The sequence below is a fragment of the Streptomyces sp. NPDC093094 genome (genome assembly GCF_044754345.1).
Taxonomy (GTDB): Bacteria; Actinomycetota; Actinomycetes; order Streptomycetales; family Streptomycetaceae; genus Streptomyces.
Genome location: NZ_JBIVOX010000002.1, coordinates 357,430 through 381,083 on the forward strand (window position 1 = coordinate 357,430; position 23,654 = coordinate 381,083).

Genomic DNA, 23,654 nt, shown 5'->3' on the forward strand with positions numbered 1-23,654 from the left:
GTGCGGATGCGCCGGAGCCGGTCGGCGCTGGAGACCGATCTGCGGCTGGCGCGGCTGCTGGTGTCCGCGTCGGACCGGCACGAGTGGTGGCGGATCGCGCTGACCGCGTCCGGCGCGCTGCTCGCGACCGGGTTCGCGCTGGCGGCCGCGGTGCTGGCCACGCTGGAGGGCCAGTACGACGTGTCCGTGGGGGGTGGTCTGCTCGACCGCCCCGGTGAACGGTCGGGCGTGATCGTCGCGCTGCTTCTGCTGCTGGTGCCGGTGTTCGGGTTCCTCGGGCAGTGCGCGCGCGTCGGCGCCGTGCACCGGGACCGGCGGCTGGCCGCGCTGCGGCTCGCGGGGGCCTCGCCCTGGCAGGTCCGCAGGATCGCGGCGGCCGAGACGGGGCTGGCGTGCGCGGTGGGCTCGGCGGTGGCGACGGTGTTCTCGGTGCTCATGCTGCTGACGCAGTGGCACAACCCGCCCGCTCTCGCCTGGGCCGGGGTCACGGCGGTGGCGGTCGCGGTGCCGGCGGCGGGGGTGCTGGTGAGCGTGCTCGCGCTGCGCCGGGTGGTGGCCTCGCCGCTGGGCGAGGTGCGCCGGGTGCGGCGGCAGGCCCGGCCGGGACTGCTGTTCCTGCTGGCGGCGGCCCTGTTCACGGCCGGGGTGGCGGTCGCGCCCCTGCTGTCGGCCGAGCCCGTCGCGCAGGCTCCGCTGATGGTGTGCGCCGGGGTGCTCGCCGTCGGCACGGGCGCGATGTGGCTGGTCGGGGCGACCTCCCGGCTGACCGGACGGCTGCTCGCGGCGCGCACCGGCAGCCCGGCCGTGCTGATCGCGGCGGAGCGGCTGCGGGACGACCCGTGGGCGGCGGCCCGTACGCATGCGGCGGTGCTGCTGGTGACGGTCGTCGGCACCGGGTTCGCCGGGGTGCGGCACGCCCTCGTCGAGGTGCTGGAGTCGGGGGCGGACCTGTCGGAGGACGCGTCCTTCTACATGACGGGCCTGAACCTGACGGCGGCCGCCATCGGCGCGGCCCTGCTGATCATGCTCGGCGCGCTCGCCGTGGGCACCGCGGAGTCGGTGTCCGTCCGGCGCCGGGGGCTGGCCGCCCAGGCCGCCGCCGGAGTGCCCCACGGCACGCTGGGCCGGGCCATGCTGCTGGAGACCGCGCTGCCGCTGGCGCCCGCGGTGCTGCTGGCGGGCCTCGGCGGCATGGTGATCGGCACGGGCTACGCGTCGCTGGTCGGCGGCCCCGGCCGCTCGCTGCCCTGGGAGGCTCTGCTGGTCCCGGTCGCGGTGTACGGCGTGTGCCTTCTGGCCGCGGCGGTCTCACTGCCGCTGCTGCGCCGCTCGCTCCGTCCGGCCGAACTCAGATACGCCTGAGCGGGGCCGGCCGGCCGCGCGTGCCGAAGCGGCCCGCGGCACCGGGGCGGGCCGGACGAGCCGGGGTGGACGGGGGTCTCCCCGGCCTGTCCGGCCCGCCCCGGTCCTTCCCGGGCCCGGTCCCGTACGCCCCTCCCGGGGAATGCGAAGGCCCGGATCCTCAGGCGGAGATGCCGTCGATCCGGGCCAGGGCGTCGTCCGCGCCGTACGGCTGCAGGTACGGCAGCCAGCGCGGGTCCCTATGGCCGGTCCCGATGATGCGCCAGGCCAGGCCGGTGGGCGGAGCGGGTTTGTGGCGCAGCCGCCAGCCGATCTCGCCGAGGTGACGGTCGGCCTTCACGTGGTTGCAGCGGCGGCAGGACGCCACCACGTTGTCCCAGACGTGTTTGCCCCCGCGGCTGCGCGGGATGACGTGGTCGACGCTGGTTGCGACGCCACCGCAGTACATGCACCGGCCCCCGTCGCGTGCGAACAGCGCACGGCGGGTGAGAGGAACGGGCCCCCGGTAGGGAACCCGCACGAAACGCTTGAGCCGGACCACGCTGGGTGCGGGGAGTGTGACGGTTGCGCTGTGCAGGAAGGCGCCGGACTCCTCGAGGGACACAGCCTTGTTCTCGAGGACGAGGACGAGCGCGCGGCGGAGCGGTACGACGCCGAGGGGCTCGTACGACGCGTTGAGGACCAGGACATGCGGCACGGATGCCTCCTTGTACGCCGGCGGCGCGTGGCTCGCGCCGGGACGATCTGCAGTCAGTCTCCCCTCATGCCTGGTGAACGCGCCACCATGTCCCGGTAACGGGCTGGGAGTGTTTTCGACCACATCTGAATCGTCCCCGGGATCGTGAACGGTTCATCCCCCCTGTTCATCCCCGGGTGAGTGTTCTTTCTCCCTCGAACATCGCGACGATCCACACGCGATGCACCGATAGTGTGGTGGACCTTCCCTCCGGTGACCTTTTCGTGACCTTGAACCACTTGACCGCCTGCCGGAGGGCGGACCGTTGCACCTGGAGGTACCCGACGTGTCGTCCCTGCCCGTCCTGCTGGCCGCCGCGAGCCCGTCCCCGTCACCGACGGAGACGGTCCCCGCGGTCCCCACGATCCAGGACGCCCAGGAGAGCGCGAGCCAGGCCGCGAGCTGGGTCGAACAGAACTGGTCGACATGGCTGGCGATCGGGCTGCGCGTGCTGCTGATCGTCGTCATCGCGGCGGTGCTGAGAGTGGTCGTGCGGCGGGCGATCACCAAGCTGATAGACCGGATGAACCGCACCGCGCAGGCGGTGGACGGCACGGCGATCGGCGGGCTGCTGGTCAACGTGGAGCGGCGCAGGCAGCGTTCGCAGGCGATCGGCTCGGTGCTGCGCTCGGTGGCGAGCTTCCTGATCCTCGGCACGGGCGCGCTGATGGTCCTGTCGACGTTCGAGATCAATCTGGCCCCGCTGCTGGCCTCCGCGGGTGTCGCGGGTGTCGCGATCGGCTTCGGCGCACGCAACCTGGTGACCGACTTCCTGTCCGGCGTCTTCATGATCCTGGAGGACCAGTACGGCGTCGGCGACCAGATCGACGCGGGCGTCGCCTCCGGCGAGGTCGTCGAGGTGGGCCTGCGCGTGACGAAGCTGCGCGGCGTCAACGGCGAGATCTGGTACGTCCGCAACGGCGAGGTCAAGCGGGTCGGCAACCTCTCCCAGGGCTGGGCCACCGCCGGTGTCGACGTCACGGTCCGCACGACGGAGGACCTGCACAGGGTGAAGACCCTGCTGAACGAGGTCGGCGAGAAGATGAGCAAGGAAGAGCCCTGGAACGAGCTGCTGTGGGGCCCCGTCGAGGTGCTGGGCCTGGACAGCGTCCTGCTCGACTCCATGGTCGTCCGGGTCTCCGCCAAGACGATGCCGGGCAAGGCCCTCACCATCGAGCGCGAACTGCGCTGGCGCATCAAGCAGGCGTTCGACAGCGAGGGCATCCGCATCATCGGCGGTCTGCCCGCCCAGGTGGAGATCGACGAGGAGGACCCCACGGCCGGCATGTCCGCCCCGTCGGCCTTCTCCAACTCCTCCTCCCCCCAGTCGGCGGCGGCCTCCCCGCTGGAGCGCCCGAGCACGACGAAGTAGTAGAGGACGTCCCCGCCGGGAGGCGGTGTCCCGGCCCGGCCGGGACACCGCCTCCCGCCCTGCCCGGCCCCCTCACCCGCCCGTCCCCTCCGGGCCATCACCCGCAGGTCCCGGCACCGCCTCCCGCCCCGTCCGGGCCATCACCCGCAGGTCCCGGCGCTGTCGCCCGGCCTGCCAAGGGCCACCACCCGGCCCTCCCGGGACCATCGCCCGGCCCGTCCCGGCGCCGCCTCCCGCCCTGTCCGGCGCCACCCCGGCCCGTCCTGGGCCGCCACCCGGCCCGTCCAGACACCACCTCGCAGCCCGTCCACACACCACCACCCGGCCTGTCCAGGACCACCACCCGGGCCCTCCCGGGACCATCGCCCGGCCCGTCCAAGGCCATCACCCGCCCGTCCCGGCACCATCTCCCGCCTTGTCCGACGCCACCCCGGCCCGTCCGGCGCCACCCCCCAGCCCGTCCTGGGCCGCCACCCGGCCCGTCCGGCGCCACCCCCAGTCCGTCCTGGGCCGCCGCCCGGCCCGTCCCGGCACCGCCGCGTGCCCTCCCGGTATCGCCGCCCGGTCCGTCCCGGCGCGGCCGTTCGCGCGTCCCGGCGCCGCCTCTTGACTGGCCCGGTACGTCGGCCTTACGTTCCTGCCACTGATAGGAAACCTTCCTAACAGTGATCTTCCGCGGTCCGTCGGTGCCGTGAGAAGCTGGCTCCGAGAGGCAGGTGTCGCGAGCATGGCAGGAACAGCCGGAACGCCGGGTACCCCGCGCGTGCTGCGTGCCATGAACGACCGGGCCGCCCTGGACCTGCTGCTGGAGCACGGGCCGCTGACGCGGACGAGGATCGGGAAGCTGACCGGGCTGTCGAAGCCGACCGCGTCGCAGCTGCTGGCGCGGCTGGAGGCCGCCGGGCTGGTGCGGGTGAGCGGGACCAGCGAGGGCCGGCCGGGCCCCAGCGCCCAGCTGTACGCCGTCGACCCGGGCGCCGCGCACGCCGCCGGACTCGACGTCAGCCCCGACCGCATCCGCGCCGCCGTCGCCGACATCACGGGCCGGACCGTGGGCGAGTTCGAGCTGGCCACCCCCGGCCGGCGCCCCGCCCAGCCGGTCGTCCAGCAGGTCACCACCGCCCTCGACGGCGCGGTGAAGGCCGCGGGACTGACCCGGGACGACGTCCACCGGCTCGTCATCGGCACGCCGGGCGCCTTCGACCCCTCCACCGGCCGGCTGCGCTACGCCTCCCATCTGCCCGGCTGGCACTCCCCCTCGCTGCTCGACGAACTCGCCGCCGCGCTGCCGATGCCGGTCGAGTACGAGAACGACGTCAACCTCGCCGCCGTCGCCGAGCAGCGCGGCGGTGCGGCCCGCGGGCACGAGGACTTCGTCCTGCTGTGGAACCAGGAGGGCCTCGGCGCCGCCCTGGTCCTCGGCGGACGGCTCCACCGCGGCTGGACGGGCGGTGCCGGAGAGGTCGGCTTCCTGCCCGTGCCGGGCACGCCCCTGGTCCGCCAGGTGACCCGGGCCAACAGCGGCGGCTACCAGGAGCTGGCCGGCTCCCAGGCGGTACCGGAGCTGGCCCGGGAGCTGGGCGTCACCGACATCCCCTCAGGTCCGTACGCGGAGGTCGCCGCCGCCCTCGTCGCCCGCGCCGCCGATCACGCCACCGGCCCCCACCGCCTGCTGCTGGAGACCTACGCGACACGCCTCGCCACCGGTCTCGCCTCGCTCGTCTCGGTCCTCGACCCCGAACTCGTCGTGCTCAGCGGCTCCTGTCTGACCGCCGGCGGCGAGGTGCTGCGCGGCCTGGTCCAGGCGGAACTGGCCGAACTGGCCGCTGCCCGGCCGCGCCTGGTCGTGGGAGAAGTGACCGGGCACCCCGTCCTGCGCGGCGCACTGGAGAGCGCGCTCGCGACCACGCGCGACGAGGTCTTCGACACCTCCCGCTGACCCGTCGGCCCCTCCTTCCCGATCACCTCTTCGCCCCTGCCCTGCCTCCGTCCGCCCTTTGGGAGCCTCGCCATGCCCGGAATATCCAGAAACGTCATGCTCGCGCTCGCCGCCTCGGCCTCCCTGGCCCTCCTCGCCACCGCCTGCACCGGCTCCCCCGACGCGGGCGCCTCCGACGACCCCTCCCAGGAGACGACCCTCACCTTCTGGCACGCCTGGAGCGCGCCCTCCGAGGTGAAGGCCGTCAAGGACCTGGTGGCAGGCTTCGAGAAGGCGCACCCGAACATCCACGTCTCCGTCGTCGGCGGCATGACGGACGACAAGATCAACCAGGCGCTGCGGGCGGGCGGCAGCAAGGCCCCCGACGTGATCTCCTCGTTCACCACCAACAACGTCGGCAGGTTCTGTTCCTCCGGCGCCCTGGCCGACCTCGGCCCGTTCTTCGAGAAGTCCGGCATCGACCCGGCGAAGACGTTCCCGAAGGCGATGAACGAGTACACGCAGTTCGAGGGCAACCGCTGCGCGGTCCCGCTGCTCGGCGACGCCTACGGCCTCTACTACAACAAGACGGCCTTCGAGAAGGCCGGGATCACCGCGCCGCCGAAGACCTGGTCCGAGTTCGCCGCGACGGCCGAGAAGCTGACGGTCCCCAAGGGCGGCACGTACGAGCAGCTCGGCTTCATGCCGAACTACCACGGCTGGGAGAGCACCACCGAGCACTACTTCGGGCAGTTCTCCCCCGCCTACTTCACCGCCGAGGGCAAGTCCAACCTCGCCGGCGACCCCGCCTTCGAGGCCGGGTTCACACTCCAGAAGAAGCTCGTCGACGACCTCGGCGGCTTCCGGAAGCTGGAGTCCTACCGCACCGGCCTCGGCGACGAGTGGGGCCCCAGGCACCCCTTCCACACCGGTCAGGTCGCCATGCAGCTCGACGGCGAATGGCGCCTGGGCATGGCCGAGGAGGCCGGGGTCGACTTCGAGATCGGCGTCGCCCCGCTGCCCGTCCCCGACGACCAGGCCGACCAGTACGGGAAGGGCTACATCACCGGCACCGTCGCCGGGATCGCCGCGACCGGCAAGAAGCAGAACGCGGCCTGGGAACTGGTGAAGTACATGACCACCGACACCGACGCGGTGGTGGGCTTCTCCAACGCCATCCACAACGTGCCCTCCACCCTGGAGGCGCTGAAGTCCCCGAAGCTGAAGTACGACCCGCGCTTCAAGACGTTCCTGGACATCGCCGCCGACCCGAACTCCACCACCACGCCCGCCTCCGTCAACGGCGGCCAGTACCTGGTGACCGTCCAGCAGCTCGGCTACGACTACGAGAGCGGCAGGGTCACCGACCTCAGGGCCGGCCTGAAGAAGGCGGCACAGCAGATCGACACGGACATCGCGCAGGCCAGGTAGCCATGAGCACGCACACCCTGGGCGCGAAGCGCCGCCGGGCGGCACTGCGCACCGCCGCCTTCATGTCGCCCTGGATCATCGGGTTCTCGGTGTTCTTCGCCTACCCGATGCTCTCCACCCTCTACTTCTCCTTCATGCACTACGACGGCTTCCGGCCGCCGGTGTGGACCGGGACACGGAACTGGGTCTACGTCTTCGAGCACTACCCGCTGTTCTGGCCCGCCCTGCGCAACACCCTGTGGCTGGTCGTGGTCATGGTGACCCTGCGGGTGGCGTTCGGCCTCGGCATCGGCCTGCTGATCACGAAGGTCCGGACCGGGACGGGCGTCTTCCGCACCCTGTTCTACCTGCCCTATCTCGCCCCGCCCGTCGCCGCCACGATGGCCTTCGCCTTCCTGCTCAACCCCGGCACCGGGCCGGTGAACGCCCTCCTGGAGGACATCGGCCTGCCGGCACCCGGCTGGTTCGGCGACCCCGGCTGGTCCAAGCCCGCCCTCACCCTGCTCGCGCTGTGGGGCATCGGCGACCTGATGGTGATCTTCATGGCCGCCCTGCTCGACGTACCGAAGGAGCAGTACGAGGCCGCGGAGCTGGACGGGGCCTCGGCGTGGCAGCGGTTCCGGTACGTGACGCTGCCGAACATCTCCCCGATCGTGATGTTCGCCGTGGTCACCGGCGTGATCCAGACCATGCAGTACTACACCCAGCCGCTGGTCGCCGGGAAGGTCGCCTCCGGTGTCATCCAGGGCGCCGGCACCCAGTTCGAGCCCGGCTTCCCCGACAGGTCCACCCTCACCCTCCCCCAGCTCGTCTACAACCTCGGCTTCCAGCGCTTCGACTACGGGTCGGCGTGCGTGGTGGCGCTGGTGCTGTTCGCGCTGTCGATGGCGTTCACCGCGCTGCTGATGCGCCGCCGGGGCGGTCTGATCCAGGCAGGTGACCGATGACCCAGGTACTGACCCCCGCCGTCCGGCCCCCGGCGCCGCCCGTGGAGCCGGCGACGCGCGCCGCACGCCGCCGGGCCGCCCTGGAGTGGATCGCGGTGCACTCCCTCGGGGTCGCCGCCGCGCTGTTCTTCACCCTGCCGTTCGTGTTCGTGGTCCTGACCTCGCTGATGAGCGACAGCCAGGCACTCAGCCGCGACCTCGTCCCCGACACCTGGGAATGGGGCAACTACCGGCGGGTGTTCGACACCCCCGGCTTTCTGACCTGGTGGCGCAACACCCTGCTGTACGCGGGCCTCGGCACCGTGCTGACGGTGGTGTCGTCGGTCCCGGTCGCCTACGCGCTCGCCAAGTTCCGCTTCCGGGGCCGGAATCTGTCGCTGATGCTGGTCATCTCGATGATGATGCTGCCGCCGCAGGTCGTCGTCATCCCGATGTACCTGTTCTGGGCCAAGCAGCTGGACCTGTCGGGCACCCTGTGGCCGCTGCTGATCCCGATGGCGTTCGGCGACGCGTTCTCGGTCTTCCTGCTGCGGCAGTTCCTGCTCACGATCCCCGACGAGTACCTCGACGCGGCCCGCGTGGACGGCTGCGGCGAGCTGCGCACCCTGCTGCGGGTCGTGCTGCCGATGGCGAAGCCGGGCATCGCGGCCGTCGCCCTCTTCCAGTTCTTCTACGCCTGGAACGACTACTTCGGCCCGCAGATCTACGCCTCGGAGAACCCCGGCGCCTGGACGCTGTCCTACGGCCTGGAGTCCTTCAAGGGCGCGCACCACACCGACTGGAACCTGACCATGGCCGCCACCGTTCTGGTCATGGCCCCCGTGATCCTCGTGTTCTTCCTCGCCCAGAGGGCGTTCGTCGAGGGTGTCACGCTCACCGGAGTGAAGGGTTAGACACGTGAAACTCACCGTGGTCGGCGGCGGTTCGACCTACACACCCGAACTGATCGACGGCTTCGCCCGGCTGCGCGACACCCTGCCGGTCGAGGAACTGGTGCTGGTCGACCCGGCCGCCGGACGCCTGGAACTGGTGGGCGGGCTGGCCCGGCGCATCTTCGCCCGCCAGGGCCACCCGGGCCGCGTCGTCACCACCGCCGACCTGGACGCGGGCGTGGACGGCGCCGACGCCGTGCTGCTGCAACTGCGCGTCGGCGGACAGGCCGCCCGCGAGCAGGACGAGACCTGGCCGCTGGAGTGCGGCTGCGTGGGCCAGGAGACCACCGGCGCGGGCGGCCTCGCCAAGGCCCTGCGCACCGTCCCCGTCGTCCTGGACATCGCCGAGCGGGTCCGCCGCGCCAACCCCGACGCCTGGATCATCGACTTCACCAACCCCGTGGGCATCGTCACCCGCGCCCTGCTCCGGGCCGGCCACAAGGCGGTCGGGCTGTGCAACGTGGCGATCGGCCTCCAGCGCAAGTTCGCCACGCTGCTGGGGACCGAGCCGGGCGAGGTGCACCTCGACCACGTCGGCCTCAACCACCTCACCTGGGAGACGGGCGTGCGCCTCGGCGGCCCCGAGGGCGAGGACGTCCTGCCGCGGCTGCTCGCCCGGCACGGCGAGGCCGTCGCCGCCGATCTGCGGCTGCCGCGCCCGCTGCTGGACCGGCTCGGCGTCGTCCCGTCGTACTACCTGCGCTACTACTACGCCCACGACGAGGTCGTGGAGGAACTGCGCACCCGTCCCTCGCGGGCGGCCGAGGTGGCCGCGATGGAGAAGCAGTTGCTGGAGATGTACGGAGATCCGGCGCTGGACGAGAAACCGGAGCTGCTCGCCCGGCGGGGCGGGGCCTACTACTCGGAGGCGGCCGTGGACCTCGCGGCCGCGCTCCTCGGCGGCGGGGGCAGCCCCTACCAGGTGGTCAACACCCTGAACCGCGGCACCCTGCCGTTCCTCCCGGACGACGCGGTGATCGAGGTGCAGGCCGCCGTCGGCCCCAAGGGCCCGGTCCCGCTGCCGGTGGCCCCGGTGGACCCGCTGTACGCGGGCCTGACGGCGAACGTGAGCGCGTACGAGGACCTCGCGCTGGCGGCGGCCCTGCACGGGGGCCGCGAGCGGGTGTTCCGCGCGCTGCTGGCACATCCGCTGATCGGGCAGTACGCGTACGCCGAGCGGCTCACCGACTCGCTGGTCGCGCACAACCGGGAGCACCTCGCGTGGGCGTGAGAGCGGCCGTGCTCGCCGTCGACGCGGGCAACAGCAAGACCGACGTCGCCGTCCTCACCGCCGGCGGCCAGGTGCTGGCCGCCGCCCGCGGCGGCGGGTTCCGGCCGCCCGCCGTGGGTGTGCGGGCGGCGGTCGACAACGTCGCCGACGCGGTCGCACGGGCCTTCGCGGACTGCGGTGCGAGCGGCGTGGACCATGTCTCCGCCTGCCTCGCCAACGCCGACTTCCCCGTCGAGGAGGAGGAACTGGCGGCGGCGCTGCACGCGCGCGGCTGGGGCGGCACCGTCGAGGTGCGCAACGACACCTTCGCGATCCTGCGCGCCGGGGTCGCCGAGCCGCGCGGCGTCGCGGTGGTGTGCGGGGCCGGCATCAACTGCGTCGGCATGCGCCCCGACGGCCGCACCGCCCGTTTCCCCGCGGTCGGCCGGATCTCCGGCGACTGGGGCGGCGGCTGGGGCCTGGCCGAGGAGGCGCTGTTCCACGCCGCACGCGCGGAGGACGGCCGCGGCGGCCCCACCGCCCTCGCGCGCACCCTGCCCGCGCACTTCGGCCTCGGCTCCATGGGCGCGCTGATCGAGGCCCTGCACCTGGAGCACATCGACCAGGCCCGGCGCCATGAGCTGACCCCGGTGCTGTTCGCGACCGCCGCCGGCGGTGACCCGGTCGCCCGCTCGCTCGTCGACCGGCTCGCCGACGAGGTCGTCGCCATGGCCGGCGTCGCCCTGACCCGGCTGGACCTCCTCGGCGAGGAGACACCCGTCGTCCTCGGCGGCAGCGTCCTCGCCGCGCGCCACCCCCTGCTCGACGACCGCGTCCGCGCGCTGCTCGCCGCCCGCGCGCCCAAGGCGGTGCCGCTCGTCGTCACCGCCCGCCCGGTGCTGGGCGCGGCCCTGCTGGGCCTGGACCGCGTCGGCGCGTCCGCCGACGCCCTGGGGAGGCTGCGCGAGCACTTCGCCTGAGCGCCCCGCCGCGCGCCCTGGGTACGCCCCGCGCACACCGGGCGGGACACCCCGCCTCGGGGGAACCGAACCGGTGCGCGGGGCGTATTCATGGGCAGGCGGTGCTGTCGGGACCTCCCCGCCCGCGCCTTCGTGTGCACCGGGGGACGCACGGCCCGCTGCGATCCGATCAAGATCCAGACAAGGCCGGTGCGAATGTCGGCCACGGCAGCGATACTTGCGGCGACGGATGACCATGGGGGAGGTCAGCAGTGACACAACCGCCGAAGAGCAGCGCGGCGCCACCGGGGCGGCCCGCCGCTCCGACGGTCCCGGCCGTGCCGTCGCAGCCCGGACCGGCCGGCCGCCCCGGCGCTCCCGCGGGCCCCGGGCCCGCCTCCGCCCCGCGCCGTACCGCGTTCGCCGAGGGCGTCGACCGGGTGCGCGCCGCCGCGACCACCGAGCCGGGCCGGCTGCGCATCATCGGCGCCGTCCTCGCCGCCCTGGTCGTCGCGTTCGGCGCCGTCACCGCCTGGCAGACCAGCGACCGCGCGGCCGCCGCCGACGCGGTGCTGCACGAGAGCCAGCCGCTCAGCTCCGCCGCGGCCGACATCTACCGCTCGCTCGCCGACGCCGACACCGCGGCCTCCAGCGGCTTCCTGGCCGGCGGCCAGGAGACCGAGGCGTCGCGGGAGCGCTACGAGAAGGACATCCGCACCGCCGCGTCCGGCCTGGTGCAGGCCGCCGGGAGCTCCGACCCCGACTCCCCCGCCGCCGCCACGATCGCCGAACTCAACCGGCTGCTGCCCGAGTACAAGGGCCTGATCGAGCGCGCCCGCGCCAACAACCGGCAGGGCTACCCGCTGGGCGGCGCGTATCTGCGCTACGCCAACGACACGATGCAGACGAAGATGCTCCCGCAGGCGGAGAAGCTCTACGTCTCGCAGAACGAACGCCTGCGCGACGACTACGCGGACGCCACGCCGTACCCGTGGATCGCGATGGCCGTCGGCCTGGCCGCGCTCGGCGCGCTCGGCTGGGCGCAGCGCCGCAACTACCTGCGCACCAACCGGGTCCTGAACCACGGCCTGGTCGCGGGCTCGGCCGCCACCGCGGTCGTGCTGCTGTGGCTGGTGGCCGGACACAGCGTGGCCCGCGCGGACCTGAACGACTCCTACGACCACGGCGTGCGCTCGCTGAACGTCCTCAACGACGCCCGGATCGCGTCCCTGAAGGCCCGCGGCAACGAGAACCTGACCCTGGTGAACCGGGGCGCGGAGACCGTCGAGGTGCGGCCCGGCGAGTTCCGGGACAAGTTCGACGTCGCCTTCGAGGAGTCCATGGAGGACCTCGCCGACGGGCTCGCCGCGGCCGGGGGCCTCGCCGACGACACGGCCGGCGCCGAGCCGGTCGAGGCGGCGGGCGGCAGCATGAAGGAGTGGCGGACCCGGCACGAGGAGGCCCGGGACGCCGACGACGCGGGCGACTACCAGACCGCGCTGGACCGGATCATCGGCGCCGCGGCCGACAAGCCGACGGGTGAGTGCTTCGACGCCGTCGACCACAACCTGGACGTGGCCCTCCGGCACGAGCAGCGCGAGTTCCGGCAGGCCGCCGACGGCGGCCGGGCCGCCATGACCGGGCTGACGGTCGGCGCCGCCGTCCTCGCCGTGCTGGGCGCGGCGGGTGCCCTGCTCGGCATCGGCCGCAGGCTGTCGGAGTACCGGTGAGAGGGGGCGTGACGATGCGGGCACGACGGTTGCGGGCCGGCCTGAGGGGCTGGGGCGGTGTCGGGGCGATGGCGCTCGTGTGCGCCCTCGCGGCGGTGTTCGCGCTGCTGCTGCCGCTCACCCAGCAGCAGCACGACGGCAGCACCGGCGTCGGCGGACCCGGCCTCGCCGAGGGCACCCGTGTCAGGGCCGAGGACTGCGAGGCCCCCCAGGACCGGAGCCTCGCCCCGTCCGGGGCCGAGGGCGCGTCCGTCGCGGCGATCAGGCAGCGCGGCTATCTGTCGGTCGGAGTCGACCAGAACAGCTTCCGCTGGGGCTACCGCAACCCCAACAGCACGGCACGGACCGTGCAGTTGGAGGGATTCGACATCGACCTGGCCCGCCGGATAGCCGACGACCTGCTCGGCTCCCCGGACAAGATCCGCTTCAAGGCCATCCCCACCAACCAGCGTGTCCCGGCGATCAAGAGCGGCCGGGTCGACCTGGTCGTGCGCACCATGACCATCACCTGCTCCCGGCTGAAGGACGTGGCGTTCTCCGCCCCGTACTTCCTCACCGGCCAGCAGGTCCTCGCGCCGGTCAGCTCCGGCGTCAAGGGCTACGACGGCTCCCTCGCGGGCCGGCGGATCTGCTCGGCCGCCGGTTCCACGGCCCACGACAAGCTGGACGCGGACAAGAAGGCCGGGAAGCTGGACGCGTCCGCGGACATCTCCACCACCGTCCCCAACCAGCTCGACTGCCTGGTGCGGCTCCAGCTCGGCGAGGTGGACGCCGTGGTGACCGACGGCGCCCTCGCCGCCAGTCAGGCCGCCCAGGACCCGACGGTCGAACTCAAGGGCCGCCGCTTCACGACCGAGTACTACGGCGTGGCGATGAACCAGAAGGCGACCGACCTGGTCCGCCGGGTCAACCGGATACTGGAGCAGTACCGCACCGACCCGGACGGCTGGCGGGCGTCCTACGACAAGTGGCTGCGGCCCACGCTGGGCGCCGACTCCGAGTCGGCGACCCCGCCGGTGCCGAAGTACAAGTGAGCTTCGGCGGGCAGGACTTGAGGGACAGCGGGCGGACATGGGCCGGAACACGACAGCGACGAGGGGTGATCGATGGGCGCGGGACCCACCGGGCCGGTGCTGGACCGGGACGAGGTGGACCGTGCGCTGGCGCGGCTCGGCGCGGAGCACGAGGCGATCGAGACCTCGCTCCTCGCCCTCCAGGACCACGCGGGCCGCAGACTGCTGGAGGGCGCGGAGCTCACCGGCGTCACCAAGGAGCGGTGGGCCTCGGCAGATGCCTCGATCAGCCTGCTGTGGTCGTACTTCGACGCGTACGCCGGCGCCCTGCGCACCGCGCGGGAGATCCGCTCCCGGCGTCGCTGGTCCAGCCGTGAGGACCTGGCGGAGCTGACCGAGCTGCTGCGCGGCGAGTCCGTCGCCGTGCCCGGCCCGGCGAAGCTCAGCGAGGCGTTCTCGCTGGCGGGCCTGGTCGACCGGATGAACGACCTGTACGCCCGGTCGCTCGACATGATCGTCGCCGCCGACGCCGTCTGGTCGGCGCTGCCCGCCCGGATCGATCTGCTGGCCGCCGAGCTCCAGCGCACCCGGCAGCTCGCGCACTCCGTGGGGGTGCGCCCCGGCGAGCACCCGGCCGGCGACGACCTGGAGCGCATCACCCGCACGCTCACCCGGCTGCGCGAGCAGGTGGTGTCCGACCCGCTGGCCTTCTGGGTGCGCACCGAGGGCAGTTCCGCGCCGGGCGGCGGCCGCCCGGACACCACCGTGTACGACCGTGAGGCGCGCGACCTGGAGGAGGTGCGCCGGGAGATCGACGCCGTGCTCACCGTGCGCCAGGACGCCGAGCAGCGGCTGATCCGGCTGCGGGACGTGCTCTCGCGCGCCGACCGCACCCTGGCCGAGGCGCGGACCGCGCGCGGGGAGGTGCTCGCGAAGATCGCCGCGACCGAGGTGCCGGTGGTCAGCGGACCGCCGACGGTGCTCCAGGAGCAGCTGGCCACGGCCGCCGAGTACCGCCGGCAGGCCCGGTGGCACCGGCTGTCGCCGCTGCTGGAGTCGCTGGAGCAGAAGGCCGAGGACGAACTGCTGCGCGCCCGCGAGTCGTTGACGGCGGTCACCGCGCCGCTGGCCGTGCGCGCCGAGCTGCGGGGCCGGCTCGACGCGTACAAGGCGAAGGTCGCCCGGCACGGCTTCGCGGAGGACCCGCTGCTGGTCGAGCGGTACGACGCCGCGCGGCGGATGCTGTGGAGCGCGCCGTGCGACCTGCGGGTCGCCGAGCAGGCCGTGCTGCGCTATCAGCACGCGGCGGCCGAACTGCTGGGCGCCCCGCGGGTGCCCGGGCAGGGCGGGCCCGAGGACCGCAGAGGGTAGGGGGGAATCATGAGTGAGGCACAGGGGAGCTGCCAGCGGCCGGGCTGCGACGGTTCGTACGAGGACGTGGGCGGCGGGGAGCTGTACTGCGACACCTGCGGTCTGGCGCCGGTGGTGTCGTCCGGCGGCACGGCCGGTTCGGCCCCGACGGGGGCGTCCGGCGGCAGGGGCTCGTCGGGCAGCGCCGGTTCGCGTTCCAGCGGCCGTACCGGCTCGCGCACGTCGTCGCAGTCGTCGAAGTCGCGGCGCTCGGTGTCGGGCAGGCTCTCGCGCTCGCTGCCGGGTGCCTCCACGGGCCGTTCGGTGTCGGTGCGCAGCTCCGGCTCCGCCTCCGGCTCCTCGGGCCGCGGCCGGCTGGGCGCGGGCCTGGTGCAGGTGCCGCAGGTCCCGCGGCCCGACCCGCGCGTGATGGTGCTGGAGAACCCGGAGGTGCCCGAGCGCAAGCGGTTCTGCTCGCGCTCGGACTGCGGGGCGCCGGTGGGCCGGTCCCGCGGCGACCGGCCGGGGCGCACGGAGGGCTTCTGCACCAAGTGCGGCCACCCGTACTCCTTCGTCCCGAAGCTGCGCTCCGGCGACGTGGTCCACGGCCAGTACGAGGTCGCGGGCTGTCTGGCGCACGGCGGGCTCGGCTGGGTCTATCTGGCGGTGGACCGGGCGGTGTCCGACCGGTGGGTGGTCCTCAAGGGCCTGCTGGACACCGGTGACCAGGACGCGATGGCGGCGGCGATCTCCGAACGGCGTTTCCTGGCCGAGATCGAGCACGCGAACATCGTACGGATCTACAACTTCGTCGAGCATCTCGATCAGCGCACCGGCTCCCTCGACGGCTACATCGTCATGGAGTACGTCGGCGGCAAGTCCCTCAAGGAGATCGCCAACGACCGCCGCACGCCCGACGGCCGGCGCGACCCGCTGCCGGTGGAACAGGCGTGCGCGTACGGCATCGAGGCCCTGGAGGCGCTCGGTCATCTGCACAGCCGCAATCTGCTGTACTGCGACTTCAAGGTCGACAACGCCATCCAGACCGAGGACCAGCTCAAGCTGATCGACATGGGCGCGGTGCGCCGCATGGACGACGAGGAGTCGGCGATCTACGGCACGGTCGGCTACCAGGCGCCCGAGGTCGCCGACATCGGCCCGTCGGTGGCCAGCGACCTGTACACGGTCGGCCGCACTCTCGCCGTGCTCACCTTCGACTTCCAGGGCTACACCGGCGTCTGGGCCGACTCGCTGCCCGACCCGGACACCATCGAGGTGTTCCGGCGGTACGAGTCCTTCTACCGGCTGCTGGTGCGTGCGACCGACCCCGACCCGGCCCGCCGGTTCGCCTCCGCGCAGGAGATGAGCGAGCAGCTGACGGGCGTCCTGCGTGAGGTGGTCTCCCTCCAGACGGGCCGCAGCCGCCCGGCGCTGTCGACCCTGTTCGGCCCGGAGGTGCGGGTGACGGAGACGGAGCTGGTGCCGAAGCTGGAGGGCGAGGTGTCGCGGCTGGGGGCCCGGGCCGTACCGGGCCGGCGCTCCGGAGCGGGGGCCGGGTCCGCGCCGCACGGTTCGCTCCCCCTGCCGGCCGGTCTGGTCAAGCCCGTCGGCACTCCCGCCGCGGCGCTCGCGCTGCCCGTGCCCCGGATCGACCCGGCCGACCCCAACGCGGGTTTCCTGGCCGGTCTGCTGGCCACGGCGCCGACGGAGCTGCTGGGCGCGCTGGCGTCCGCCCCGGCCCCGTCGGTCGAGACACGGCTGCGGCAGATCCGCGCCTGGCTGGAGAACGGCGACTCGGCGGCGGCGCTGAACGCCCTGGCGGGGTGCGAGAAGGAGCGTCCCGACGACTGGCGGGTCGTCTGGTACCGGGGTGTGGCCTGCCTGGTCACCGGCGACCACGAGGGCGCGGCGCTCGCCTTCGACGCGCTCTACGACGCGTTCCCGGGCGAGACGGCGCCCAAGCTGGCGCTCGGCCTGTGCGCGGAGGTGCTGGGCCAGCTGGACAACGCCGCGGAGTACTACCGGCTGGTGTGGACGACCGATCCCGGTTGTGTGAGCGCCGCGTTCGGGCTGGCGCGGGTGCAGCTCGCGACGGGCGACCGGGGGGCGGCCGTGGCCACGCTGGAGTCGGTGCCGGAGTCGTCCATCCACTACACGGCCGCCCGTGTCGCGGCCGTGCGGGCCCGGCTGCGGCAGCGCACGGCGACGGCCGCCGACGTACCGTTCCTGGACGATCTGACCGCCGCCGCGCGGCAGGTCGAGGCGCTGGACGCCTACGGCCTGGACCCGACGCGGCGCGAGCAGTTGTCCGCCGAGGTGCTCGGCTGTGCCCTGGACTGGATACTCTCCGGTGGCCAGGGTTTTGTCCCTCCCGCCTCCGGGGGACGGACGCTGCTCGGCAGCGAACTGGACGAGCGGGGCCTCAGGTTCGGCCTGGAGCGCTCGTACCGCACGCTGGCCCGGCTGGCGCCGGGCGGCGAGGAGAGGATCGACCTGGTGGAACGTGCCAACCGTTACCGCCCCCGGACGTGGGTGTAATTGATGTCGCAGATGCCTCAGCATGCCTCCTTGTCGAGGTGTCCGAGCTGTGCGGAGCCGCTGGAGCCGGGTGACCGTTTCTGCGGCGCGTGCGGACACGACCTGTCCGCCGTGCCCGAACCGCCCGGTGACCAGCCGACGCTGACCATGAACGGTTCCGCGCCGCACGCGCCGGCCGCCGCCGCGGGCTGGCCCTCGGCCGGGGGGCCGGGCTCCGCGGGCTCCGCGACGCCGGTGCACCTGCCGGCGGATCTCGCGGGCACGGACTCCGGCGGCGGCCCGCTGCCCTCCGCCGGCCGTCCGCAGGGTCCGGACGGGACCGGGGGGCCGGGCCCGGCGGCGCAGCCGTCGTACGCCCCGGCGCCGTCCTCGTCCGTTCCCGCGCAGCAGCCGGCCGTGCCGCCGCCTCCGGCGCAGGCGCCGGCCGCTCCCGCCGCGGGGGTCCGCTTCGACCGTCCCGCCGGCGAGCCGGACGAGTACCCCCTTCAGGCTCCCGACCCGCGGGTGGCCGAGCCGGACGACGTGGGCGGCGAGCCGACGCTGTGCGTGGCCTGCCGGGCGGGCCGGGTGGACGGCGACGGCTACTGCGAGAACTGCGGGCACGCGCAGCCGCGCGAGCGCGACCACATGGAGCAGGAGTGCGGCCCGGTGGCCGCCGTCAGTGACCGGGGTCTGCGCCACCACCGCAACGAGGACGCGTTCGCCGTGGGCCGCACCGCGCTGCCCGACGGCTCCCCGGCCGTGCTGGCGATCGTCTGCGACGGCGTCTCCTCGGCCACCCGCCCCGACGAGGCGTCGCTGGCCGCGTCGCAGGCGGCGAGCGAGGTCCTGCTGGACGCCCTGCCGCGGGGCACGCATCCGCAGACGGCGATGCACGAGGCGATCGTCGCCGCGTCCCGGGCGGTGAACTCCCTCGCCGAGGAGCCCGCGACGGCCCGGGAGCACGCCCCGCACCAGAACGCCCCGGCCTGCACCCTGGTGGGCACGGTGGTCACCGCCGGCCTGCTGGTCGTCGGCTGGGTCGGCGACAGCCGCGTCTACTGGGTGCCGCTGGACCGTTCCGCGCCCGCGGCCCGGCTCACCGAGGACGACTCCTGGGCGGCGCAGATGGTCGCCGCGGGGCTGATGAACGAGGCCGAGGCGTACGCCGACGAACGTGCCCACGCCATCACCGGCTGGCTCGGCGCCGACGCCTACGAACTGGAGCCGCACACCGCGTCGTTCAAGCCGGACCGGCCCGGCGTGGTGATCGTCTGCACCGACGGGCTGTGGAACTACGCCGAGGCGGCGGAGGAGATGGCCGACGCCCTGCCCCTCGACGCGGCCGTACGCCCGCTGCACAGCGCCCGGGTCCTGGTCGGCCACGCGCTCGACGGCGGCGGCCACGACAACGTAACAGTGGCGGTCGTGCCGTTCCCGGTCCCTCCCCAGGGGGCAGGATCGGCCTGAGGCCGCACCACAGGGCGCCGTAGTGCCGGCGCTCCGCAACGGGGAAGCAGCGGCGGACCGGAGGGGACCGGTCCGCCCACAGTCATCGCCCCGCCACGGCGGGAGCGTCGAGGGGGAAGTCACCAGGCATGGCCAATTTCTCGAAGTCGAACGTGCCGCAGTTCTCGGTGGACGTGTACCAGAACGAGTACCTGCCGGAGGGCGGCCGGGAGGTCAACGCGATCGTCACCGTCACCGCCACGGGCGGCGGGACGATCGGCGGCGCGGTCGCCGCGCCCCATGTCTTCACCCCGGGGCGGAGCCCGTCCGCGGCGGTGGCGCTCATGGTCGACTGCTCGGGCTCGATGGACTACCCGCCGACCAAGATGCGCAACGCCCGCGACGCGACGGCCGCCGCGATCGACACGCTGCGCGACGGCGTGCACTTCGCGGTGATCGACGGCACGCACGTCGCCCGGGAGGTCTACCCCGGCGGCGGCCGGCTCGCCGTCGCCGACGCCACCACCCGTGAGCAGGCCAAGCAGGCGCTGCGCCGGCTCGCCGCGGGCGGCGGCACCGCCATCGGCACCTGGCTGCGGCTCGCCGACCGTCTGCTGTCCTCGGCGGACGTCGCCATCCGGCACGGGATCCTGCTCACCGACGGCCGCAATGAACACGAGTCACCCGAGGACCTGCGCGCCGCGCTGGACGCGTGCGCCGGGCGTTTCACCTGTGACGCGCGGGGTGTGGGCACCGACTGGGAAGTGAAAGAGGTCACAGCGATCGCCTCGGCGCTGCTCGGCACGGCCGACATCGTCGCGGACCCGGCCGGGCTCGCCGCCGACTTCACGGGGATGATGGAGACGGCCATGGGCAAGGAGGTCGCGGACGTCGCCCTCAGGCTGTGGACCCCGGTCGGCACGACCATCAGGTTCGTCAAGCAAGTGGCGCCCACGGTCGAGGAGTTGACGGACCGGCGCACCGAGGCGGGGCCGCGTGCGGGGGACTACCCCACCGGCTCCTGGGGGGACGAGTCCCGGGACTACCACGTGTGCGTCGAGGTCCCGGCGGCGAACCTCGGCCAGGAGATGCTGGCCGCGCGGGCGTCCCTGGTGGTCCCGCAGCCCGACGGCAGCGTCCGGAACCTGGGCGCGCAGGGTCTCGTCCGGGCCGTGTGGACCGACGACATGGCCGCCTCGACGTCGATCAACCCCCAGGTCGCCCACTACACCGGGCAGGCGGAGCTGGCCCAGGTCATCCAGCAGGGCCTGGACGCTCGCAAAGCGGGCGATTTCGACGGAGCAACGGCCAAACTGGGCCGTGCCGTTCAGCTCGCGAGCGCCTCGGGGAATGCCGATACTGCGAAACTCCTTTCGAAGGTGGTGGACGTGGTCGACGCGGCGACAGGTACTGTGCGACTGAAGGCGAAGGTCGCGGAGGCCGACGAGATGACCCTCGAGACCCGGTCCACAAAGACTGTTCGTGTAAAGAAATGACGCAGTACGACCCCGGTAGTACACCGCAGGAGAGAGGGACGCGCCGACATGCCGACCTGCCCGAACGGACACCAGTCGGGTTCCGACGACTGGTGCGAGGTCTGCGGTCACCGCATGGCCGGTGCCGTGCCTCCGCCGCCGCCCCCGCCGCCGCCCCCGGCGACCGGTGGCTACGGCTTCCCGCAGCCTCCCGGCCCCGGCGGCGGGCCCGCCCCGCACCTGTCCGGGTTCCCGGACCGCGAGCCGGAGCTGTGCCCGCAGTGCCGTACGCCGCGTGAGGGCGGCGCTCCGTTCTGCGAGGAGTGCCGCTGGAACTTCCTCACCAACACGGCGACCTCGTACACCCCGGCCGCCCCGCGGCCGCCGGCCGGCGGTCCGGGCGCGCCGTTCCAGCGGCCGCCCGCGGGGCCGTCGTACGGCGGCACCGACTCCTTCGACTACCAGGGTTCGCGGCCGTCGCAGATGAACCGCCCCGCCGAGCCGATCCCGCCGGGTCCGCCCTTCGGCGCCGAACCGTCCCGCCCCGTCCCGCCCCCGCCGGGCCCGACGCCGGGCGGTCCGGGCGCTCCGGGCTTCGGTCCCGGCGGCCCGGGTCAGGGCTTCGGTCCGGGCGGTCCGGGCGCGGGCCACGGCGGCCCGGGCGGTCCCGGCCCGGGTCCGGGCGGTCCGGGTGCGCCCGGTGGCGGGCACGGTGCTCCCGGTGCCCCGCAGGCGTTCCAGCCCGGCCCCCCGCCTCCCCCGGCGTTCCCGCAGGAGACCGGCCACCCCCGGCAGGGCGGCGTCCCGGCCGCCGACGACTGGCTGCTCTCCCCGCCCTCGTCCGCGGGCCCGGCCGGCCCGGGAGGTCCGGGCGCTCCGCAGGGCGGCTACGGCTACCCGCAGCCCGGCCCCGCTCACACGGCGCCGCCCGTCCCTCAGCGGCCGGCGACGTGGACGGCGACGATCGGCCCGGACCGCGAGTACTTCATGGCGATGATGCACCGCTCCGGCCCCGAGGCCGCGGGACTGAACCTGCCCGCGTACTCGCCGGAGCAGCAGCGCACGCTGACCGGCAACCAGCTCACCATCGGCCGTCGCCGCCACTCCACCGGCGAGACGCCCGACATCGACCTGTCGGTGCCGCCGGAGGACCCGGGCGTCTCGCACCAGCACGCCGTCCTGGTCCAGCAGCCGGACGGCGGCTGGGCGGTCGTCGACCAGAACTCGACCAACGGCACCACGGTGAACGGTTCCGAGGAGCCGATCCAGCCGTTCGTGCCGGTGCCGCTCCAGGACGGCGACCGGGTGCACGTCGGCGCCTGGACGACCATCACGGTCCGCCGGGGCTGAGCGACCCGGCGGGCCGGGCCGCCGGTGCCGTGACCGGAGAGGTTCACCGGCTCGCGACGACGCGGCACGGCACTCCCCCGGCCTTGGGCCGGGGGTACCCCCATGCCGCGTCGTCGCATCACCCGAGTACATCCGGTGCGCGGGTGATGCTCCGCCTCGCGATGCTCCCCCACTGCCCGAAAGGCGTGGGGGTACCCCCGGCACCGGACGCCGCGAGCCTTCCGGCGGGCCTCTCCGGCCACAGCCCTAGGGACTCCCCGGCAGGGGCCACGCGTAGGGGCCCGCCGGGTCGTCCAGCCACGCCCAGGCGCGGTCGCCGGTGACGGTGATGCCGTAGCGCCGCCGTCCCGGTCTGCCCTCCCGCTCCCACAGGGCGTACGCCTCCCGTGGGTCGAGGCTCTCCCGGGTGAGTGCCAGCAGGAAGCGGAACAGGTCGTGCTGCCTGCCCCGCCGGGGCACCCCGGCCGGCACGGCGGGCCCCGGCGGGACGGGCCGCGTCCCGCCGCGCAGCGGCACGAAGTACGCGGGGGTGTCCAGGAAGCCCCCTTCGGCGTGCGCCGCACCGCTCACGTCCAGCGCGACCAGTCCGGTGGCGAGGGGCGTCAGCACCCGCCCGCCGGGCCGGCACTGCGCCAGCCACACGCGCGGAACGGTCGGCAGGGCGCAGGTGGCGAGGATCCGGTCGAAGGGCGCCCGTTGCGGCACCCCGCGTGCCCCGTCCCCGGTGACGACCCGGGGGTGGTACCCGGCGGCGGCCAGGTGCCGACGCGCGGACTCGGTGATCTCCGGGTCCAGGTCGACGGTGGTGACGAGCCGGTCGTCGCCGAGCCGGTGTGCCAGCAGGGCGGCGTTGTAGCCGGTGCCGGCGCCGATCTCCAGCACCCGGTCGCCGTCGCGCACCCCGAGTTCGGCGAGCATCGCCGCCATGAGGGAGGGCTGGCTGCTGGAGGAGACCAGTTCGCCGTCGCGCAGCCGGGTGGCCAGCGGAACGTCGGCGTACGCGCCGCGCAGCCAGCGTGCGCGCGCCGCGGGGTCGGGATGCTCGGCCCAGCGCCGTTCGAAGCCGCCCGCGACGGTGACGTAGTAGTAGGGCACGAACAGATGCCGCGGGACCGCGAGGAACACCTCCCGCCACACCGGGTCCGCGGCCCAGGCCCCGCCGCGCTCGATCTCCCGCACCAGCTCCGTCCGCGCGGCAGCGGCGGGATCCTCCGGTCGCCGGTCGCCAGTGCCCATGGCTCCACTGTCCTGCGCATCCCGCCGCCCGGCGAGCACCGCAGGTCCGGAGGGTCCGGGGCCGGGCGGGACCCGGGGGCCCGGAGGGGGCCGGAGGAGCCTTCGGGGAGGGGTCCTAAGCCTCGGGTCCTCGGCCGTGCCGTCTGAGAGCATGGAGGGCGTGAGAGAGATTAGGCGCGGCACGCTTCAGGAGCAGACCTTCTACGAGCAGGTCGGCGGGGAGGAGACCTTCCGCCGCCTGGTCCACCGGTTCTACGAGGGAGTCGCCGAGGATCCGCTGCTGCGGCCCATGTACCCGGAGGACCTGGGTCCGGCCGAGGAGCGCATGGCGCTGTTCCTCATGCAGTACTGGGGCGGTCCCACGACGTACAGCGAGAACCGCGGCCACCCCCGGCTGCGGATGCGGCACGCCCCTTTCAAGGTCGACCGCGCCGCGCACGACGCGTGGCTGAGGCACATGCGGGCGGCCGTGGACGGGCTGGGCCTGTCCGAGGAGCACGAGCACACGCTGTGGAACTACCTGGAGTACGCGGCCGCGTCGATGGTGAACACCGCCGACTGATCCGCTCCACCGCACACTCGGCAGCACAGAATCCCGAATTCCGGTCACGGAACGCCGATTTCCGGTCACGATCCGGTCAAACCTGATCTACAGGCGCTTACCCCC

At 73.9% G+C, this 23,654-nt stretch carries 18 protein-coding genes; 16 read left to right on the forward strand and 2 right to left on the reverse strand.

The genetic code is table 11. From position 1 onward, the window contains the following. Positions 1-6: 6 nt before the first annotated feature. The gene (locus tag ACIQGV_RS04430) at positions 7-1,362 is read left to right on the forward strand and encodes an FtsX-like permease family protein (RefSeq protein WP_402490301.1); all 1,356 of its coding nucleotides are present in this window, start codon (positions 7-9) and stop codon (positions 1,360-1,362) included. A 160-nt stretch (positions 1,363-1,522) separates the two neighbouring features. Here the strand turns inward: ACIQGV_RS04430 and ACIQGV_RS04435 are convergent, their stop codons facing one another. Beyond that, on the reverse strand, positions 1,523-2,059 hold the full coding sequence (locus tag ACIQGV_RS04435; protein ID WP_402490304.1) for an HNH endonuclease: 537 nt from the start codon (positions 2,057-2,059) through the stop codon (positions 1,523-1,525). Between the two features lie 325 nt (positions 2,060-2,384). Between ACIQGV_RS04435 and ACIQGV_RS04440 the strand changes: the two genes are divergently transcribed. The 14 genes from ACIQGV_RS04440 to ACIQGV_RS04505 all read left to right on the forward strand — a co-directional run bounded on the left by ACIQGV_RS04440 (position 2,385) and on the right by ACIQGV_RS04505 (position 21,751). Continuing rightward, a complete protein-coding gene (locus tag ACIQGV_RS04440; RefSeq protein WP_402490307.1) occupies positions 2,385-3,470 on the forward strand; it encodes a mechanosensitive ion channel family protein in 1,086 nt (361 codons plus the stop codon). A gap of 727 nt (positions 3,471-4,197) precedes the next feature. Further along, on the forward strand, positions 4,198-5,409 hold the full coding sequence (locus tag ACIQGV_RS04445; RefSeq protein WP_402490309.1) for an ROK family protein: 1,212 nt from the start codon (positions 4,198-4,200) through the stop codon (positions 5,407-5,409). A gap of 72 nt (positions 5,410-5,481) precedes the next feature. Continuing rightward, a complete protein-coding gene (locus ACIQGV_RS04450) occupies positions 5,482-6,819 on the forward strand; it encodes an ABC transporter substrate-binding protein (RefSeq protein WP_402490312.1) in 1,338 nt (445 codons plus the stop codon). A 2-nt stretch (positions 6,820-6,821) separates the two neighbouring features. Then, on the forward strand, positions 6,822-7,766 hold the full coding sequence (locus ACIQGV_RS04455) for a carbohydrate ABC transporter permease (RefSeq protein WP_402490314.1): 945 nt from the start codon (positions 6,822-6,824) through the stop codon (positions 7,764-7,766). After that, positions 7,763-8,659 (forward strand): carbohydrate ABC transporter permease, encoded by an 897-nt coding sequence (locus tag ACIQGV_RS04460; protein WP_402490316.1) that lies wholly within the window; start codon positions 7,763-7,765, stop codon positions 8,657-8,659. The genes ACIQGV_RS04455 and ACIQGV_RS04460 overlap by 4 nt, the downstream gene beginning before the upstream one ends. Before the next feature lie 4 nt (positions 8,660-8,663). Further along, positions 8,664-9,929, forward strand: coding sequence for a 6-phospho-beta-glucosidase (locus tag ACIQGV_RS04465; RefSeq protein WP_402490318.1), 1,266 nt, complete (start codon positions 8,664-8,666; stop codon positions 9,927-9,929). Beyond that, the gene (locus tag ACIQGV_RS04470) at positions 9,920-10,888 is read left to right on the forward strand and encodes an N-acetylglucosamine kinase (protein WP_402490321.1); all 969 of its coding nucleotides are present in this window, start codon (positions 9,920-9,922) and stop codon (positions 10,886-10,888) included. The genes ACIQGV_RS04465 and ACIQGV_RS04470 overlap by 10 nt, the downstream gene beginning before the upstream one ends. A gap of 251 nt (positions 10,889-11,139) precedes the next feature. Next, positions 11,140-12,597, forward strand: a complete 1,458-nt coding sequence (locus tag ACIQGV_RS04475) for a hypothetical protein (protein ID WP_402490323.1) — start codon at positions 11,140-11,142, stop codon at positions 12,595-12,597. A gap of 14 nt (positions 12,598-12,611) precedes the next feature. Further along, complete coding sequence (locus ACIQGV_RS04480; protein WP_402490325.1) at positions 12,612-13,631, forward strand: glutamate ABC transporter substrate-binding protein; 1,020 nt, start codon at positions 12,612-12,614, stop codon at positions 13,629-13,631. Positions 13,632-13,703: 72 nt separating this feature from the next. After that, the gene (locus tag ACIQGV_RS04485) at positions 13,704-14,981 is read left to right on the forward strand and encodes a hypothetical protein (protein WP_402490328.1); all 1,278 of its coding nucleotides are present in this window, start codon (positions 13,704-13,706) and stop codon (positions 14,979-14,981) included. A gap of 9 nt (positions 14,982-14,990) precedes the next feature. Then, positions 14,991-17,498 carry a tetratricopeptide repeat protein gene (locus ACIQGV_RS04490; RefSeq protein ID WP_402490331.1) on the forward strand — a complete coding sequence of 836 codons (2,508 nt, stop codon included), beginning with the start codon at positions 14,991-14,993 and terminating at the stop codon, positions 17,496-17,498. Between the two features lie 3 nt (positions 17,499-17,501). Next, complete coding sequence (locus ACIQGV_RS04495; RefSeq protein WP_402490334.1) at positions 17,502-18,947, forward strand: PP2C family serine/threonine-protein phosphatase; 1,446 nt, start codon at positions 17,502-17,504, stop codon at positions 18,945-18,947. Between the two features lie 128 nt (positions 18,948-19,075). Then, positions 19,076-20,422 (forward strand): VWA domain-containing protein, encoded by a 1,347-nt coding sequence (locus tag ACIQGV_RS04500; protein ID WP_402490337.1) that lies wholly within the window; start codon positions 19,076-19,078, stop codon positions 20,420-20,422. A 48-nt stretch (positions 20,423-20,470) separates the two neighbouring features. Next, positions 20,471-21,751 carry an FHA domain-containing protein gene (locus ACIQGV_RS04505; RefSeq protein ID WP_402490340.1) on the forward strand — a complete coding sequence of 427 codons (1,281 nt, stop codon included), beginning with the start codon at positions 20,471-20,473 and terminating at the stop codon, positions 21,749-21,751. Positions 21,752-21,997: 246 nt separating this feature from the next. Here ACIQGV_RS04505 and ACIQGV_RS04510 read toward each other — a convergent pair whose 3' ends face one another. After that, on the reverse strand, positions 21,998-22,987 hold the full coding sequence (locus tag ACIQGV_RS04510) for a methyltransferase domain-containing protein (RefSeq protein ID WP_402490343.1): 990 nt from the start codon (positions 22,985-22,987) through the stop codon (positions 21,998-22,000). Between the two features lie 151 nt (positions 22,988-23,138). On the opposite strand from ACIQGV_RS04510, the gene ACIQGV_RS04515 reads away from it, so the two are divergent. After that, on the forward strand, positions 23,139-23,549 hold the full coding sequence (locus ACIQGV_RS04515; protein WP_402490345.1) for a globin: 411 nt from the start codon (positions 23,139-23,141) through the stop codon (positions 23,547-23,549). The last annotated feature ends 105 nt before the right edge of the window (positions 23,550-23,654 follow it).

Excerpts from the sequence above, each read along its gene's own strand:
- ACIQGV_RS04430 (WP_402490301.1), top strand. The coding sequence starts at position 7 with ATGCGCCGGAGCCGGTCGGCGCTGGAGACCGATCTGCGGCTGGCGCGG.
- ACIQGV_RS04445 (WP_402490309.1), top strand. The coding sequence starts at position 4,198 with ATGGCAGGAACAGCCGGAACGCCGGGTACCCCGCGCGTGCTGCGTGCC.
- ACIQGV_RS04450 (WP_402490312.1), top strand. The coding sequence starts at position 5,482 with ATGCCCGGAATATCCAGAAACGTCATGCTCGCGCTCGCCGCCTCGGCC.
- ACIQGV_RS04455 (WP_402490314.1), top strand. The coding sequence starts at position 6,822 with ATGAGCACGCACACCCTGGGCGCGAAGCGCCGCCGGGCGGCACTGCGC.
- ACIQGV_RS04460 (WP_402490316.1), top strand. The coding sequence starts at position 7,763 with ATGACCCAGGTACTGACCCCCGCCGTCCGGCCCCCGGCGCCGCCCGTG.
- ACIQGV_RS04480 (WP_402490325.1), top strand. The coding sequence starts at position 12,612 with ATGCGGGCACGACGGTTGCGGGCCGGCCTGAGGGGCTGGGGCGGTGTC.
- ACIQGV_RS04485 (WP_402490328.1), top strand. The coding sequence starts at position 13,704 with ATGGGCGCGGGACCCACCGGGCCGGTGCTGGACCGGGACGAGGTGGAC.
- ACIQGV_RS04490 (WP_402490331.1), top strand. The coding sequence starts at position 14,991 with ATGAGTGAGGCACAGGGGAGCTGCCAGCGGCCGGGCTGCGACGGTTCG.
- ACIQGV_RS04495 (WP_402490334.1), top strand. The coding sequence starts at position 17,502 with ATGTCGCAGATGCCTCAGCATGCCTCCTTGTCGAGGTGTCCGAGCTGT.
- ACIQGV_RS04500 (WP_402490337.1), top strand. The coding sequence starts at position 19,076 with ATGGCCAATTTCTCGAAGTCGAACGTGCCGCAGTTCTCGGTGGACGTG.
- ACIQGV_RS04505 (WP_402490340.1), top strand. The coding sequence starts at position 20,471 with ATGCCGACCTGCCCGAACGGACACCAGTCGGGTTCCGACGACTGGTGC.
- ACIQGV_RS04510 (WP_402490343.1), bottom strand. The coding sequence starts at position 22,987 with ATGGGCACTGGCGACCGGCGACCGGAGGATCCCGCCGCTGCCGCGCGG.
- ACIQGV_RS04515 (WP_402490345.1), top strand. The coding sequence starts at position 23,139 with ATGGAGGGCGTGAGAGAGATTAGGCGCGGCACGCTTCAGGAGCAGACC.